The 15,668-nt window shown below is 46.7% G+C and carries 11 protein-coding genes and 1 pseudogene; 2 read left to right on the top strand and 10 right to left on the bottom strand.

Annotated elements, in window-relative coordinates; genetic code table 11:
• Positions 1–212 precede the first annotated feature (212 nt).
• Complete coding sequence (locus tag QFZ78_RS01845; protein WP_307544944.1) at positions 213–3,005, bottom strand: calcium-translocating P-type ATPase, SERCA-type; 2,793 nt, start codon at positions 3,003–3,005, stop codon at positions 213–215.
• Between the two features lie 182 nt (positions 3,006–3,187).
• On the opposite strand from QFZ78_RS01845, the gene QFZ78_RS01840 reads away from it, so the two are divergent.
• The gene (locus QFZ78_RS01840) at positions 3,188–4,948 is read left to right on the top strand and encodes an Rqc2 family fibronectin-binding protein (protein WP_307544942.1); all 1,761 of its coding nucleotides are present in this window, start codon (positions 3,188–3,190) and stop codon (positions 4,946–4,948) included.
• Between the two features lie 62 nt (positions 4,949–5,010).
• Here the strand turns inward: QFZ78_RS01840 and QFZ78_RS01835 are convergent.
• From QFZ78_RS01835 to QFZ78_RS01810, 6 genes and pseudogenes are all read right to left on the bottom strand, one after another.
• A pseudogene (locus QFZ78_RS01835) lies at positions 5,011–6,333 on the bottom strand (UDP-glucose dehydrogenase family protein).
• Between the two features lie 41 nt (positions 6,334–6,374).
• Positions 6,375–7,256 carry a UTP--glucose-1-phosphate uridylyltransferase GalU gene (gene galU / locus QFZ78_RS01830; RefSeq protein ID WP_307544939.1) on the bottom strand — a complete coding sequence of 294 codons (882 nt, stop codon included), beginning with the start codon at positions 7,254–7,256 and terminating at the stop codon, positions 6,375–6,377.
• Entirely contained in the window at positions 7,253–8,110 is an 858-nt protein-coding gene (locus QFZ78_RS01825) for a PHP domain-containing protein (RefSeq protein WP_307544937.1), read from the bottom strand. The genes galU and QFZ78_RS01825 overlap by 4 nt, the downstream gene beginning before the upstream one ends.
• A gap of 75 nt (positions 8,111–8,185) precedes the next feature.
• Positions 8,186–9,097 (bottom strand): selenium metabolism-associated LysR family transcriptional regulator, encoded by a 912-nt coding sequence (locus QFZ78_RS01820; protein WP_307544935.1) that lies wholly within the window; start codon positions 9,095–9,097, stop codon positions 8,186–8,188.
• Between the two features lie 112 nt (positions 9,098–9,209).
• Entirely contained in the window at positions 9,210–9,647 is a 438-nt protein-coding gene (locus QFZ78_RS01815; RefSeq protein ID WP_029195611.1) for a hypothetical protein, read from the bottom strand.
• 211 nt (positions 9,648–9,858) lie between these two features.
• Positions 9,859–10,122 (bottom strand): YlbG family protein, encoded by a 264-nt coding sequence (locus QFZ78_RS01810; protein ID WP_029195610.1) that lies wholly within the window; start codon positions 10,120–10,122, stop codon positions 9,859–9,861.
• A 47-nt stretch (positions 10,123–10,169) separates the two neighbouring features.
• On the opposite strand from QFZ78_RS01810, the gene QFZ78_RS01805 reads away from it, so the two are divergent.
• On the top strand, positions 10,170–11,174 hold the full coding sequence (locus QFZ78_RS01805; RefSeq protein ID WP_307544933.1) for an asparaginase: 1,005 nt from the start codon (positions 10,170–10,172) through the stop codon (positions 11,172–11,174).
• A 3-nt stretch (positions 11,175–11,177) separates the two neighbouring features.
• Here the strand turns inward: QFZ78_RS01805 and QFZ78_RS01800 are convergent, their stop codons facing one another.
• The 3 genes from QFZ78_RS01800 to QFZ78_RS01790 all read right to left on the bottom strand — a co-directional run bounded on the left by QFZ78_RS01800 (position 11,178) and on the right by QFZ78_RS01790 (position 15,490).
• Positions 11,178–11,627, bottom strand: coding sequence for a YlbF/YmcA family competence regulator (locus QFZ78_RS01800; protein ID WP_307544932.1), 450 nt, complete (start codon positions 11,625–11,627; stop codon positions 11,178–11,180).
• Between the two features lie 127 nt (positions 11,628–11,754).
• Positions 11,755–13,791 (bottom strand): helicase-associated domain-containing protein, encoded by a 2,037-nt coding sequence (locus QFZ78_RS01795; protein ID WP_307544930.1) that lies wholly within the window; start codon positions 13,789–13,791, stop codon positions 11,755–11,757.
• A gap of 16 nt (positions 13,792–13,807) precedes the next feature.
• Positions 13,808–15,490 (bottom strand): DNA repair helicase XPB, encoded by a 1,683-nt coding sequence (locus QFZ78_RS01790; RefSeq protein ID WP_307544928.1) that lies wholly within the window; start codon positions 15,488–15,490, stop codon positions 13,808–13,810.
• Positions 15,491–15,668 lie beyond the last annotated feature (178 nt).

Here is a 15,668-nt window from a genome sequence, read left to right as displayed (position 1 = left end):
ATAGATTCCTAGTAAAAGAATTGAATAAATCTTGCCTGATGGAATTAGAATGCAGCCAAAAAAGAATTTATTCGTTTGTACAAACACAAATAATTACAAAGAATAGTTTATCTATCCGACTTTCAGCTCACATCCCTATGCATAACGAGCCTCTAGAATTGCATCTAAGGCTCGTTTCAAGCAACAAAGCCGCCTCACGGCAGCTTTGTTCACTATCTAAAGCTCGGTTTGGAAGAATTATATGAAACAGAACGTGAATTCTTGTTGCGTTTTGGCGACAGCACACTGCCCAGCCCCATTAAGAAGGTCGGAATGCCAGCGGCAATCAGAACCAGAATCCAATCTTTCAAACCAAGCGGAACGGTTTTGAAGATCGGTTGAAGAGCTTCCACATACATAACGGCTAACATCAACACAAGCGAAGACAGCACAGCGAGAACGAGATAACGATTTTGAAAAGGATTACGGTGGAAAATAGAGCGTGAGCTGCGGCAATCGAATACGTGAATCAGCTGAGCCATTACCAACGTGGCGAACGCGACGCTTTGCGCTTTTAGTAAGGTTCCGGCATCCGTAGGATTGACTCGTAATACGAGCCAGAAAGCACCCAAGGTGCAAATACCGATGAGAATACCTCTGGAAATAATTTTCCAACCCAATCGTCTTGCGAAAATATTTTCCTTCGCCGAGCGAGGCTTGTGCTGCATCAAATCCTTCTCCGCTTGATCCACACCCAACGCCATAGCAGGAAGGCCGTCGGTAACAAGATTCACCCATAGAATTTGAATCGGTACAAGCGGCAAGGGTAGACCGGCCATCATAGCAATGAACATCGTCATAATTTCACCCACATTGGAGGCAAGCAGATAACGGATGAATTTACGTATATTTTCATAAATACCTCGTCCTTCTTCAATCGCTGCAACGATCGTGGAGAAGTTATCATCACTGAGAATTAACGAAGAAGCTTCCTTGGACACATCAGTCCCTGTAATCCCCATCGCGATGCCGATATCCGCAGCTTTGATCGCTGGCGCATCGTTCACGCCATCCCCCGTCATCGCGACGACATGTCCTTTGCGCTGCAAAGCTTTGACGATACGCAGTTTATGCTCAGGGGATACCCTGGCATACACGTAGGTATCATTCACTTTAGCATCCAGTTCATCGTCCGAAAGACCTGCAATCTGCTGACCACTCATGCTGACACCATTCGCCGGAATCATGCCAAGCTGCTTAGCTATCGCCTCAGCCGTTGACTGATGGTCACCTGTAATCATGACCGTTTTGATGCCTGCTTTACGGCACTTCGAGATCGCTTCACGCACTTCTTTACGCGGTGGATCGATCATGCCGGTTAATCCGACAAAGATTAAGCTGTTTTCCACATCTTCATAATCCTCATATCGGTCACTGCTCTTAAGTTCTTTGTAAGCAATCCCCAATACTCGAAGAGCGGACTTAGCCATGCCTTCATTCGCAGAAATCACTTTCTGTTTAAGCGTAGACGTGAACGGAATCACTTTTCCATCCCAAAGAATGTAGCTGCAGTGTTGAATGAGAACATCAGGAGCTCCCTTCGTGCAAGCCATCCGACCATGTTCAGAAGTCACAAGTACAGACATCCGTTTACGCTCAGAGTCAAAAGGAAATTCGGCGATACGCTTATATTTCTCGCTGAGCGATTCCTGGGTAATGCCACTCTTCGCACTCAGGACAACTAAAGCACCTTCGGTTGGATCCCCTTTAATGTTCCAAACAGAGACGACACCGTCTTTGCCATCTTTACCCTTCTTCCTTTTCAACTCCTGCTTTTCCTCATATAAAGTTGCATTATTACAAAGTACGGACACATGAAGCAGTTTACTGAGTGATGGGTTCCTAAGCGCATCTGTGTTTTGTCCACTGAATTGGATATCCCCGACTGGCGTATAGCCGTCCCCCGTTACTTCCAACACATCACCGCCCACCCATAAGTGGGTGACCGTCATTTTATTCTGAGTCAATGTTCCAGTTTTATCGGAGCAGATGACTGAGGCACAACCTAAGGTTTCTACAGAAGGCAATTTTCTTACAATGGCTTTACGCTTAATCATTCGCTGTACGCCGAGTGCAAGCGCAATGGTTACTATAGCCGGAAGTCCTTCCGGAATAGCTGCGACGGCTAAACTGACACCGGCTAGGAACATCGCATAAGGTGGTTGTCCATGCATAATACCTGCGACAACAACGAGAACCGTCAATGCAATCGCGACAATGATTAGAATCTTCCCAAGCTGTTCCAAACGATGCTGCAGTGGCGTTTCCATAGATTCTGTATTTTGAATCAGATCCGCGATTTTCCCCATCTCCGTGCTCATCCCGGTACGAACAACAATGGCTTTGGCCGTTCCACGTGCCACCATCGTACCCATGAAACCCAGATTACGCTGATCCCCAAGAGGTACTTCATCATTAGATATAGCGGATGTAATTTTGCCGACGGCAACGGACTCCCCTGTTAGAGCTGACTCCTCGATATATACGCCATTCGTTTCCAGAAACCGCACATCTGCCGGCACCCGGTCGCCACTTTCCAGCATAATAATATCGCCTGGAACCAAATCGCGAGCTGGTATTTGATGAATAGCCCCTTCTCTCCAAACGTTTGCATTAGGGGCTGATAGTTCTTTAAGTGCACGTAGTGAACGTTCCGCCCGAAATTCCTGTGTAAAGCCAAGAATGCCATTCATCACAATAATGACGATAATGGTAATGGCATCTAAATATTCACCCAACAAGCCGGAAATCAAGGTCGCCCCCAATAAGACCAGCACCATGAAATCTTTGAATTGATTCAAAAGCAGTGTAATCGGAGAAACACGCTTCCCTTCGGAAAGCTCGTTTCGACCAACTTCCGCCTGTCGCTTCCAAGCTTCCTCCCAGGGCAATCCTTGCTGCATGCTCACCTGCTGTGACTGCAGGACTTCCTCCGATGTCAACTGGTACCACTTATTCTGACTCATCCGCCCTTCTCCCTCCCACTTCCACATATACTTGCCTCTCACTCATACGTAAATGTATTCAGACAAGCAGGAAAATATCCCTGAAATCATCTTTCTTGCCGACAAACGCTTAAGTTTTTGTGAAAAGTATGGCATCATAGAGGTTAGCAAAGTTTTCAACCTAGAATGGAGTTGTATGTATCATGGCTTTAGACGGACTAGTCCTTCATGCAATTATTCACGAACTGCAAATGTGTGTAGGAGGCCGAATCAATAAAATTCACCAGCCCACCGAAAATGACGTTATTATGCACATCCGAGCACAAGGGCAAAATGTGAAACTACTTCTTTCAGCAAATCCTACCTATCCAAGGGTCCAAATCACTGAACAGTCCTCGTTAAACCCAATGGATGCTCCTATGTTCTGTATGCTGCTTCGCAAATACTGTGAGAGCGGCGTAATTGAAGCCGTGGAACAAATAGGCATGGAGCGTGTCATCCGTTTGCAAATTCGTCATCGCGATGAATTAGGAGATATGAGCACCAAACACATTATTGTGGAAATCATGGGGCGACACAGCAATATTATTCTTCTGGACCCGGCAACGGAAACAATTCTAGACGGTATCCATCACGTAACGCCAGCCATCAGTTCTTATCGAATTGTCATGCCGGGAAGCAAGTATGTCACGCCGCCTGAGCAGGATAAACAGAATCCACTAGAGGCTGATGCCTCCACGTTCCAGCATGCTCTTATTCAAGATCCAGGTGAAGAAGAGTCCAAGGAAAAACCTGAACAAAAATTAGTCGCTGCCTTCAGTGGGCTAAGTCCTTTGATCGCCAAAGAAATCGTATTCCGCAGCCGTCAAGACGGGAACAACGAACAAGGAGATGACCTTGCGGCCTTGTGGACAGCTTTCGATGGTGTCATGACGGCTGTACGTCAGCATCACTACGAACCCGTCATTGTAGAGCAAGAAGGTACCGGTAAATTGTTCTTTGCCATGACACCGTTAACACACATTACCGGCATTTCCACGTCATATGCGACTCCGAGTGATTGTTTGGAGCACTTTTATGGCGACAAAGCGGAAAGAGATACGGTCAAACAACGTGTGGCTGATTTGCTCCGTTTTTTGCATAATGAAGCGAATAAAAATGTTAAAAAGTTGGAAAAACTTCAAGAAACCGTTGATGACTCCAAAGAAGCCGACAAATATCGGATTCTCGGTGAGCTGTTGACGGCATCTCTTCACATGATTAAAAGAGGGGATCGCGAGGTCGAGATCATCAACTACTATGATGAGGACCAGGCTTTGATAAAAATAAAACTGGATCCACTTTTGAACCCTTCTGAAAATGCACAGCGGTATTTTAAAAAGTACACAAAAATGAAAAACAGCACGGCGATTGTCGAGGAACAAATTGCACAAACCCATCAAGAGATTACGTACTTAAACTCCTTACTGCAGCAGTTGAGTGTCGCTTCTTTAACCGATATCGAAGAGATCCGCGATGAGCTTATGGAGCAAGGTTATGTACGTGACCGCAATAAAAAACAGCGAAAAAAGAAAAAGAAAGATAAGCCGGCTTTGGCCTGCTACCTTTCCAGTGAAGGTGTTCCTATTTATGTTGGTAAAAATAATACGCAGAACGAATATTTAACGAATCGACTTGCCTCTTCGATGGATACATGGCTCCATACGAAAGATATTCCTGGCTCCCACGTCGTTATTCGCAGCGATAGCTTCTCAGAAACTACCCTGCTGGAGGCAGCCCAATTGGCCGCTTATTTCAGTCAAGCCAAACATTCCAGCCAGGTTCCTGTTGACTATACAGCTATAAAACATGTCCACAAGCCAAATGGGTCAAAACCCGGATTTGTCATCTATGTGAATCAGAAGACGCTATTCGTTACGCCTGATGAGAACATGATTAAGCAGATGAATGTCACGATAAAATAAAATTTCATTTGGAGAATAAAGAACCTAGCGAGTTAACCGCTAGGTTCCTTTGTGTCCTATTTTCATGAAATAACCATGTCCGGAACGGCTGTTTTTCTGCCAATCGACACATAGGCAAACCCGAGTCTGCTCATCTCTTCCGGTTCAAACATATTCCGTCCATCCGTAATGAGAGGTTCCTTCACAAGGCTTCTAACCAGACGCCAGTTCATGCGTCGAATATCTTCCCACTCCGTCGTGATAACCATGGCGTCAGCCTCATGGAGGGCAAGATAAGGATCGGTGAACAGGGTCACTTCCGGGAGCAGCCGAGCAGCATGCCCTGTAGATACAGGGTCATAGGCATTAACTATGGCGCCTCGTTCTTGAAGTGCAGCAATAATATCGAGCGCGGGAGCATCACGCAAATCGTCTGTATTCGGCTTAAACGCCAAACCCATGACAGCTATTCGCTTCCCGTTCAATTTGCCGACTGCACGTTCAATTTTATGTACAAAACGTTCTCGCTGCAGGTGATTCACTTCAATCACGGAACGTAATATTTTGAAATCATAATCGACGTTCTGAGCAAGCTTAAGCTGCGCTTTCGTATCTTTGGGGAAGCAGGAGCCCCCGTATCCAATACCCGCGTTCAGAAAATGAGGACCAATGCGGCGATCCAGCCCCATGCCTTTGGCCACAAGGCCAACATTAGCACCCACCTTCTCACACACATGAGCCATTTCGTTAATGAACGAAATTTAGGCTGCCAGAAATGCGTTGGAGGCGTATTTGATAAGCTCTGCGCTTTCGCGGTCAGTCAGAAGCAATTCAGTTCGTAAAGGAGCGTGCAGGGCAGCAATTCGGGCTCCTGCTTCCGGGTGATCCGCACCAATGACAACACGATCCGGATGGAAGGTATCCTCAATTGCAGAGCCTTCTCTAAGAAATTCAGGGTTAGAAACGACATGCATGTCTAAATGAGCAGCCGCTAACGACTTCAACTGCTCTTCTACCCATCGACCGGTTCCTACCGGTACGGTACTTTTCATTACGATGATCTTGGAAGTCGTGGAATAGGCAGCAGTACTTGCAATGACACTGTTAACTTGGGTCATATCCACATCGCCATTGTCCTCAGTTGGTGTTCCAACAGCAATGAAGATTATATCGGATAAGACAATGGCGTCACTGATTAGCGAAGTAAACGATAGGCGGTGGGCTAGCAGATTGGACGTGACTAGCTCCTTCAGACCAGGTTCATAGATTGGAATATCCCCTTGCTGCAAGCGAGCTATTTTTCCTTCGTCACGATCAGCGCAAATAACCTGATGCCCCATCTCCGCGAAGCAAGTACCCGATACCAGTCCGACATATCCCGTTCCAATAACCGCAATTCGCTGCACCTGTACCATTCCATCCAACCTCCCAAGTTCATCGCGTTTCTCTATTTCAATTCCAACTGACGAATCAGAGATAATAGATAGGCTTTTACTTGGTCCTGTAAATCCGGACGCTGCAAGGCTAGCTCGATGGTCGCTTCAATGTATCCCATCTTATCGCCAACGTCGTAGCGCTTAGCTTGCATCAGATAGGCAGCCATTTGCTGCTGCCTGTTGAGTACACGCAAAGCGTCGGTCAATTGAATTTCGCCGCCGCGGCCAGGCTCTTGTCTCTCCAAAATACCGAAAATTTCCGGCATGATGATATATCGCCCAATAACGGCTAAATTCGAAGGTGCCTGATCACGGTCCGGCTTCTCAACCAGATCTTCGATCAACTGGTACTTGTCCAGGCTACTTGAGGGGGAGACGATACCATACTTACTTACATCTTCCCAAGGCACTTCTTGCACAGCAATGACGGACGTTTCGGATTGTTCATAAATGTCCATCATTTGCTTAAGTCCTGGCGGTGAGGATTGGAGGATATCATCGCCAAGCAGAACCGCGAATGGCTCATCCCCAATAAATTTACGGGCACACAGAATCGCGTGACCAAGTCCAAGGGGCTGCTTTTGCCGTATGTAATGAACATCGGCCAGATTCGAAACGGATTGCACGATTTCCAGAAGCTGCGTGCTACCTTTTTCCTCCAACATCATCTCAAGCTCAACTGATTTGTCAAAATGATCTTCAATTGCACGCTTATTGCGTCCAGTGACAATAATAATATCTTCAATGCCAGATTCAATCGCTTCTTCCACGATATATTGAATGGCCGGTTTATCAACAATAGGCAGCATCTCTTTGGGCTGCGCTTTTGTAGCTGGCAGGAAACGAGTTCCCAGACCTGCTGCAGGGATAATAGCTTTGCGAATTTTCTTCATGTACGCTGCTCCTTCTCTGGCTTGAGGCTTTGTAAAACATCGATTCCTATTCGCCTCGAACCGATAGGTGCGTGGAATACTACACCGCCTCGCTCACCATGGAAATCGGAACCAGCCGTTATGAGAAGTCCGGAGCGCTGTGCAAGGCTGAGATATTTCGCCTCTTCTTCCGGCGTATGGTCTGAGTGATAGACTTCAATACCGTCCAAGCCTTGATGGATAATTGCCTCTACAAGGGTATCATCATGGTAAATACCCGGGTGTGCAAGGACGGCCTTTCCTCCCGCTTCTTGAATCCACCCAATCGCCGTAGCTGGTTCGATCCTTGGTGGATTGGCATAAGCGGCGGCACCCGTTCCTAAATATCGGTCAAAAGCCTCACTGATGGAGCTCACATAGCCTTTATTTAACAATACTGCAGCGATATGAGGCCTTCCAACTGTATCGCCCTTACTCTTAATATTCTCTACTTCCCGCAGCACTTCTGCCATTGTAATGTCTAGTCCAAGCTGCTGCAAACGATCGATAATCATGTTATTGCGGGTATCTCTCGTATCTCGCAAAGACGCCAGTCTCTGAAGAAATTGCTCATTATTAATGTCAATATAATAACCTAGCACGTGGATATCCTGCCCATTAGCAACCGTGGAGATTTCAACTCCTGGCACGACCTCAATACCAAGCTCACGACCCGCTGAGAGTGCCTCTGCGACACCTGAGACCGTATCATGGTCAGTGATCGCTATAGCGCCTAGTCCGGCGTCGAAAGCCATTTGAACGTTAGCTGCAGGGCGCTCAGTCCCATCTGATGCTGTCGTATGTGTATGTAAATCCGCTTCTATTCTTGCAGACATTTTCTATTCCCTTCCTTCATCGTAAATGACATTTATGAACTCATCATTAAGCGAACTGTAGATTTATGTAAAATATTAAAGGAAGCGGCTCAAATCCTCTTGTCGCAAGAAGGTCATGAAGCTTACAGCCGATATAGGCAGCAGCGTAGAGTTCAAGTAAATGGCATAGAAGCTGCGTTCGAAGGCAATGTTCTCGATCTCCTTCACTTTAAAGAGGCCTAGCGTCACTTCATGCTTGACGGACGACTGAGAAAGAATGGATATACCCAAACCCGCTTCAACAGCTGATTTGATAGCACCAGTGCTGCCGAGCTCCATGACAATCTTCATGGAAGAGCAATCCATATTGCAGCGCGCGAACTCCTCTTCCATCACTCTTCTCGTCCCGGAACCTTGCTCACGAAGAACAAACGGATATCTCAGCAGCTCTTCAAGAGTTACAACCTCCATATCGGCTAGCGGATGGTCCGCAGGCACGATAAGCTTAAGCTCATCACTAAGAATCGCTTCGGTATGGACATCCGGGTGATGAATGGGCGCTTCTACAAGTCCGAAATTGAGCTGATGACCCAGGACCTCGTCCAAGATCTGAGTCGTATTCATCACTTTCATCGATACGGAGATATTAGGATAGTCTTTGCTGAAGGGTCCAAGAAGGCGAGGTAAAATGTATTCCCCCATCGTCAAGCTGGCGCCCAACTGCAGCCGCCCTTCAATCATCTTCGTAAATTTGGACATGGCGACGTCCGTCTCACGAATAAGCTCAATGCTGTTTTTAGCAAAAGGCAGCAGAGCTCGTCCCGCTTCGGATAACTCGATCTTTTTGGTACTGCGGTGAAATAGCTTGACGCCGAAATAATCTTCCAGTGATTGTACCTGCATGGTCACCGCAGGCTGTGTCATATGTAGGGCTCCCGCCGCATGAGAGAAGCTGCCTTTCTCCGCCACGGTAAAGAAAATATGTAGTTGATGAAAATTAAGTGCCATGTAAACCCGCCTCTCTTTGTTTCCATTATATGAAATCGCAAGCACACAGTCCATTAAGACGCAAAAAAGAGCATGCCGTCATCGACACACTCCAGCTAAGCAACCTATTCGGTTATCGACGCTTACGACTGTTCTTGATCAGTGTCATGCGACGCGAGTGTCTAAGCCAAGAATAATAGGACTTCAAATCACGAAGCTCCATCGTTTCTGACATTTTCCCAAGGAAAGTAACAATAATCATTTTGTGAAGCGGATTACCCACGAGATCAGTCTCATGCTCCAAATGCGAGAACTCGGCAACAACGACAAGGTCATCATCAATGAGATAAACGTCTTCTTCATTGCGATAATACGGGACGATGCTATCATTTTTAAGCTTTTCCCACAGAAAAGCGCATATTTCCTCGAGTGAATTGTTTTCGCTAGAAACACGATCACTCCATCTCAGCTTCGCATGATTCGTGATCACGACATCCGCCACTTTCTTGTCACCCAGCTGTACGAAGAATGGTTCATAAGTACTCCATCTCCCCATCACCTTGTCTTTCATGATCACAACCCCTTTCCTACTAAAATGAGACCGTGTACCTATTCCCTATCTGTCTGTAAGTTATATTTTACTTGATTATAACTTTTTTTCCCATGAAAGAATATATAAAATTATTAATAAATATTTGTGAAATCATGAAAAAATGCTTATTTTCTAAAAATTCAAAAAATAAAAAAAGCTTCTTACGAAGCTTTCGTTTTGCACTGCAGCCTCAAAGGGTGTAAAATCTAGTTTTGTCCGGCACATCACTACTGTATTCGGTTTTAATTTCGTTACGGTACGACTTCTCTACCTTTTTGACGTACGGGAGCTTCAAAAGGTTCCGTGTTGTCTCATCTACTTTGCTTGCATGTATATAAAGAACGGCATAATTCATTTTCTTGGATATGTAATGAAGGGAACCGAACCGTTCCAAGTTTCTCGCGGCTTTGATATCGTTTACCCAAATGATTAATCCGCTACGCTCGATCATCATGATTGCAACCTCTTTTCAATAATCCTAGTATGGAGTGATACCACTACATGAAGCCTTCTGACACAATCGTCCGTATATGCCGTGGAAGCATAACAGAAAGTATTCACCGCGTCCACCTCGCGGTTGTTAACGCCCAAGGGACGCTGCTGCATCAAGCAGGCGACCCGCAGCTGCTCACCTTCGCCCGTTCGACGGCGAAGCTCATTCAAGCATTGCCGGTGATAGAGTCCGGCGCGGCAGATCATTTCGGCCTCACTGATGCCGAAATCGCCCTATGCTGCGCTTCCCACAACGGGGAAGCTGAACACGTGGGCACTGCCCAGGGTATCCTGGGCAAGCTCGGTTACCACCATGAGCACCTGCAGTGCGGTGCACATGATCCTTATCACGCGCCGACCGCACAGGCGATGCGCGAGCGAGGAGAATCCCCGAGCACCTTGCATAACAATTGCTCGGGCAAACATTCGGGTATGCTAGCGCTTAGCGCACACCTTGGTGCATCGCCGGATACCTACATGAGCATCCAGCATCCTGTCCAGCAGCTTATGCTCGATGCGGTATGCGCCATAACCGGCGTGCCTAAGCTGCAGATGCAGCTCGGGATTGACGGTTGCGGAGTGCCCGTATTCGGCATGACAATTGACCGACTGGCACTTGCTTTCGCCAGATTAGGCCGCCCTGACGAATTACCGCAAGCACGTGCAAACGCTTGCCAAAGAATTGTCGACGCGGTGCGAAAATATCCTCAATTCCTCGCGGGAAGCGACCGCTTCGATACGCGATTAATCGAGGTAACCAAAGGCCGTATCATCGGCAAGATGGGAGCCGAAGGCATCTTCGCCATCACGATTCCTGAGCAGGGACTAGGCTTCGTCTTAAAGATCGAAGACGGTAATGTCCGGGCCTTGTACCCCGCTGTCGTCGAAGCTTTGAAGCAGCTAAGCTTGCTTTCGGAATCCGAAGTAGGCGAACTTGCCTCCTATCATACCCCAACCATTCATAACTGGCAGGGAACCGAGGTCGGAATCATCCGCCCCGATTTCCAACTTTAGTATTTACCCGCAATTCCCGCTGCAGCTTCCACCGGAACTGCAGCCTTTGCCAGTTGGAAGTGGATTATTGCTTGGGACTTTAATCGTATCGGAGACCGCATGCGCGATCGTTGTGGAAACTGTAAACAGCAAATCATCCAAACGGTCTTCAGCTTCTTTAAACCTACGTACCGCTTCAACAGCATGCAGCTTCTCCTGAATCTCATTCACCGCGGCTAAGGCTTCGTGATAGCTTGGGTGGTAATGCCCGAAACGTTCACATTCCTCGAAAGCATCTTTCTTTCTGGCGAAAACCGCTTTAAGATCCCGAACTTCCGCGCTGTTCTCCACAGCGATCTTCCAATATAAATAATCTGCCACTTCAGCAGAAGAATTAATCATATCACCCATGTCATAAGCCTGCATAAGAACGGCCGACATATCTATTGTTTCTGGTTCCATTGTCTGTAACATAACTACGATCAACATCCTTCCTCTCAAAGAATAGATAACATCTCTACTATACCACAGTTCCCCAAGAGTTTCTTCCTTTTCTCTTTGCAGCGAAATCCTCGTCCATGATTCATTTGATCATTATAACCTAAGTATAAACACCTTCATCGTTGATACCAGGTAAAATAAGCTTCATTTCCTCCCAATCCTCGCTCGCCAAAGAAATCTCCTGATATTCCTCCAGTCCTTCCAGTATCCAGCCCGATCGTTCTTCGCGAAGAATTCGGGGAATAATGAAGCGATTTCGTCCTTCTTTACGAAGCTGCAGAACGCTTTTCCATTCAATAGCTTTGCGGATCATCTCTTTGCGAGTAGAGCCGTGATACTCACGAAATTCCTTAATCCAGCTTACAGGAATATCCTGCATATCCGGATACAATTCGTCCCGCTCCGGCAAATGGGTATCCATTTCATAGAGCTGGATGGTATCCCGTGAATAACAAAGGCCACCGGTCTGATTTTCGGGCGAAATCAAGGGATTGGAAATCGCTGTATTCTCTTCTTTTCGGCTAATTCGTGGATTGAAACCCATATTCTCTAAACACTTCGTAAGCACTGTAAGATGTTCTCGCAAAATAATAAAGTCTGAGCCGCCAACACGATTCCCAAGAAGTGGTAGGCAATTCTCGTTTCTAAGCAAGGCCTCAGCAATATCCTCAGAACGGCAGCGAAGCAGCGTAACTTCTTCGATATACACCTTACCGGCCTGCTCTCCCCATTGCTGTAAAGTAATCGTAATATGTGCGGGTACTTCGTAAAGAGCATTCTCATGCAGCATCCGAATCATCTCTTCACTGCTCATCCCCTTTTCCCAAGCACGGTAGAAGCTTTCTTTGGTTATGCGATAGGTACGAACAAGATCTGTCGTCTGGAGGTCAGCGAAAACCGCGATATCCCATTCTGTGCGAAGAGATATGTCAGGGGGAAGCAGCATTTCAAAATCCGGCTGCACATAAAGCGAGGGATGCACCTCAACATTCGTTTCTGACGATCTAAGGTTGTTATCCTTATCGTGTGCGATCTCTTCTCTCGGTGTGATTAACCATCGAAACCATAGATGATCTTCTTTGTCGGTACCCAACTCTATGAAACGGAAAACAGACAAAGGAGCCATCCAAGTGGTCATGATAGCCTTACGAAGTGATGATTCTTCCGTCACCTGCCCACCGAGGGAACAGCAAGAACCGATTTTTTTTATAATAACGTCCACATCATACCAATGTCCGAACTCTCCTCTCTCCATCAATGATATGCCATGTTCAAGCCAGACAGGTGCTGGAACCAACAACTGACGCCAAGTCTGATATAATTGCCCCTGCTGCCTATCGTAGGAGTCCTGAAGCCATCTTAGACAGGCTTGTTGATTGAAGAGGTATCGGTCACCTTGGCTATGAATAGTGAGGAAACCCATACGAATAGCCATTTCAATTATTAGTGCGGCAGGTTCGTTATAAACGTCTCTAAATGCGTAAGTAAGCCCAGCAGAGCGTAAAATATCATTGGGCAAAGCAAGATGTTCCGTTAGCTTTTGCAGCTGCTTTTTATGTAAAGTCCCTTTGTTCGTGAGTGGTAGAGATGATTGTTGGTTACAAACCACCAGAAAATGAAATAGCTGCTGTGCCAAGCCTCTAGGGTGTATCGGTGCTGCTGGATCTGATGTGTTTAATTGCCCTGAGCTCCCAGCCTCCCACAGCTCAAGAGCCATATCCTCTTTACCTGTTTGAAGCTGATCGGACGGAAACAATAACATCTGCCACGCTGCAAAAGCATCCTCAGGCAGGATAAAAAGCTGCTCCCCCCAAGATTTGCGAAAAGCCGCAATAACGCCTGCTCTTCTAAGTCCGACAAGGCCTAGAGCGACTTGCGCACCCGCCATACGAAGAGCTGCTTGCTTTTCCAACGCGTCTCTTGTAAACGGTTCACAGCCGAAAGCGGATAAGATGAAACGCAGAGTATGCTTTTCATCCAATGACAAATGCCGGTTCAACTCAGCAAGGTACTTCAGATCCGTCATTAATTCAGGTAATGCCACTCCTTGTTCTAGGAAAGAAGCGCACCATTTTTGTTCAATTATGAGCTCCCTCAGTTCTCGGGGCATTTTCCTATCCATATGTTCAAATCTCATCCTATGCTCCTTCTCGTCATTTCGCCTCTTGATTCCAACTCGTTATGCTATATTGATAGCCCTGTTCAACTAGAAAAAGCTGCCTTTTCATTGCAAAATCCTGCTCCTTCGTATCCTCGCTAATCAGAGAATAGAAGACAGCTGCGTTCGTACCGCTGCTCTTTGGGCGAAGAATTCGCCCAAGCCGCTGCGTCTCTTCTTGCCGCGAACCATAGCTGCCCGACACCTGAATGGCTACAACGGCATCGGGCAGGTCCACAGCAAAATTGGCAACCTTGGATACAATAAGGAGGGGCACCTGACCCTTCTTGAATTGTTCGTATAGGTCCTCTCGGCGTTCATGCGCCACTCCACCGCTGATCATGGGCGCGCCGGTATGGGCAGCGATAAGCTCCAACTGACTAATATATTGACCGATAATTAACGTCTGTTCATTCGCATGAAGCCGCAGCAAGTGGTCTATAACATCTAGCTTAGCGGCATTTTCTCCAGCAATTCTGAACTGCTGCCTAGCACCCGAGGCTCCATAACGATCCCGATCGAAAGCTGATAGAGGCACTCGTACTTCCTTGCAGGCGACCTTGGCTATCCAGCCCATAGACTCAAGTTCTTTCCAAGCCATATCATATTTCTTCGGTCCCACAAGGGAGAAAACGTCTTCTTCTCGACCGTCTTCCCTAATTAAAGTTGCCGTTAATCCGAGCCTGCGAGTCGCTTGTATCTCTGCTGTAGCACGAAAAACGGGTGCTGGCAGAAGATGAACCTCATCATAAATAATCAACCCCCAGTCTCTCTGACTAAACAGCCGCATGTGCGAGAATTCGTCTTCTTTCTTCCCTCGGTGCGTCAAAATCTGATAAGTCGCAATCGTGATAGGCCTTACTTCCTTCGTAGTGCCGTTATATTCCCCTACCTGATCTTCCGCTAAACCCGTTTTGCTCAATATCTCACGCTTCCACTGCTTCACCGAAGTAACATTGGTTGTCAGAATCAATGTAGCACAGTTGCACCTGGCCATCGCGGCAATGCCGACCACAGTCTTCCCTGCTCCACAAGGAAGCACCAATACACCGCTGCCGCCTTCTCCGACACGGTTAAAAGCATCTACAGCGTGCTTTTGGTAATCCCGCAATTGGAACGGCGCTTCCAACGTATCTTCATTCCGAAGCTGAATCGGAAGAAACTCACCGCTGCGATACGCGGCCAAATCTTCTACAGGATACCCCAGCTTGATAAGTTCTTGCTTCAAAACACCACGTGAAATTGGAGAAATAGCAATAGCGCGCTCTCCGCGGGTATCCTCTAAATACATCTTCAACGAATCGTACGCGCAAATTTCTTTAAAGACGACAGTATCATCGCTAACTAAATAGAGCTCATTTCCGACATTCTGCATACGCAGTATGCCATACCGCTTTACATATTTACGGATGCTGCTCAGTACTGTGGGAGGGACACCAAATTTGGCATTTCGCTGTAAAAAGACCGACATTTCTTCTATTGGCATTCCAGCAGCTGATGCATTCCATAACGATAATGGCGTAATCCGATACGTATGGAGATGCTCTGGGCTTTTGATCAGATCCGCGAAACGGGATATTGTCCCTCTTACAGTTTCAAATTCCGGGTGATTCGTTTCCACTAATATCGATAAATCGCTCTGAACAATCAGAGGACGGGTAGGATCCATGGCAATCATGTGCTGCCTCCTTTTTTCCTAGTATGAAAGGAAAGCACTTGATTTAAACATCCCCACCATGTTAACGTCTAAAACATACTTAAGGAAATGCTTACTAGATAAGTTTTCCTTAAGGAAAACTCAGCTTATGCTTACGAAGAAAGTTTTCTTACGAAAACTCAGTCAATGCTTACGATGC

The organism is Paenibacillus sp. V4I5 (genome assembly GCF_030817255.1).
Taxonomy (GTDB): Bacteria; Bacillota; Bacilli; order Paenibacillales; family NBRC-103111; genus Paenibacillus_E.
This window is presented reverse-complemented; position numbering and strand designations above follow the sequence as displayed.

What these genes read in the sequence shown, in the direction of transcription:
- QFZ78_RS01845 (WP_307544944.1), bottom strand. Translation starts at nt 3,005, where the DNA reads ATGAGTCAGAATAAGTGGTACCAGTTGACATCGGAGGAAGTCCTGCAG.
- QFZ78_RS01840 (WP_307544942.1), top strand. Translation starts at nt 3,188, where the DNA reads ATGGCTTTAGACGGACTAGTCCTTCATGCAATTATTCACGAACTGCAA.
- galU (WP_307544939.1), bottom strand. Translation starts at nt 7,256, where the DNA reads ATGAAGAAAATTCGCAAAGCTATTATCCCTGCAGCAGGTCTGGGAACT.
- QFZ78_RS01825 (WP_307544937.1), bottom strand. Translation starts at nt 8,110, where the DNA reads ATGTCTGCAAGAATAGAAGCGGATTTACATACACATACGACAGCATCA.
- QFZ78_RS01820 (WP_307544935.1), bottom strand. Translation starts at nt 9,097, where the DNA reads ATGGCACTTAATTTTCATCAACTACATATTTTCTTTACCGTGGCGGAG.
- QFZ78_RS01815 (WP_029195611.1), bottom strand. Translation starts at nt 9,647, where the DNA reads ATGAAAGACAAGGTGATGGGGAGATGGAGTACTTATGAACCATTCTTC.
- QFZ78_RS01810 (WP_029195610.1), bottom strand. Translation starts at nt 10,122, where the DNA reads ATGATGATCGAGCGTAGCGGATTAATCATTTGGGTAAACGATATCAAA.
- QFZ78_RS01805 (WP_307544933.1), top strand. Translation starts at nt 10,170, where the DNA reads ATGAAGCCTTCTGACACAATCGTCCGTATATGCCGTGGAAGCATAACA.
- QFZ78_RS01800 (WP_307544932.1), bottom strand. Translation starts at nt 11,627, where the DNA reads ATGTTACAGACAATGGAACCAGAAACAATAGATATGTCGGCCGTTCTT.
- QFZ78_RS01795 (WP_307544930.1), bottom strand. Translation starts at nt 13,791, where the DNA reads ATGAGATTTGAACATATGGATAGGAAAATGCCCCGAGAACTGAGGGAG.
- QFZ78_RS01790 (WP_307544928.1), bottom strand. Translation starts at nt 15,490, where the DNA reads ATGATTGCCATGGATCCTACCCGTCCTCTGATTGTTCAGAGCGATTTA.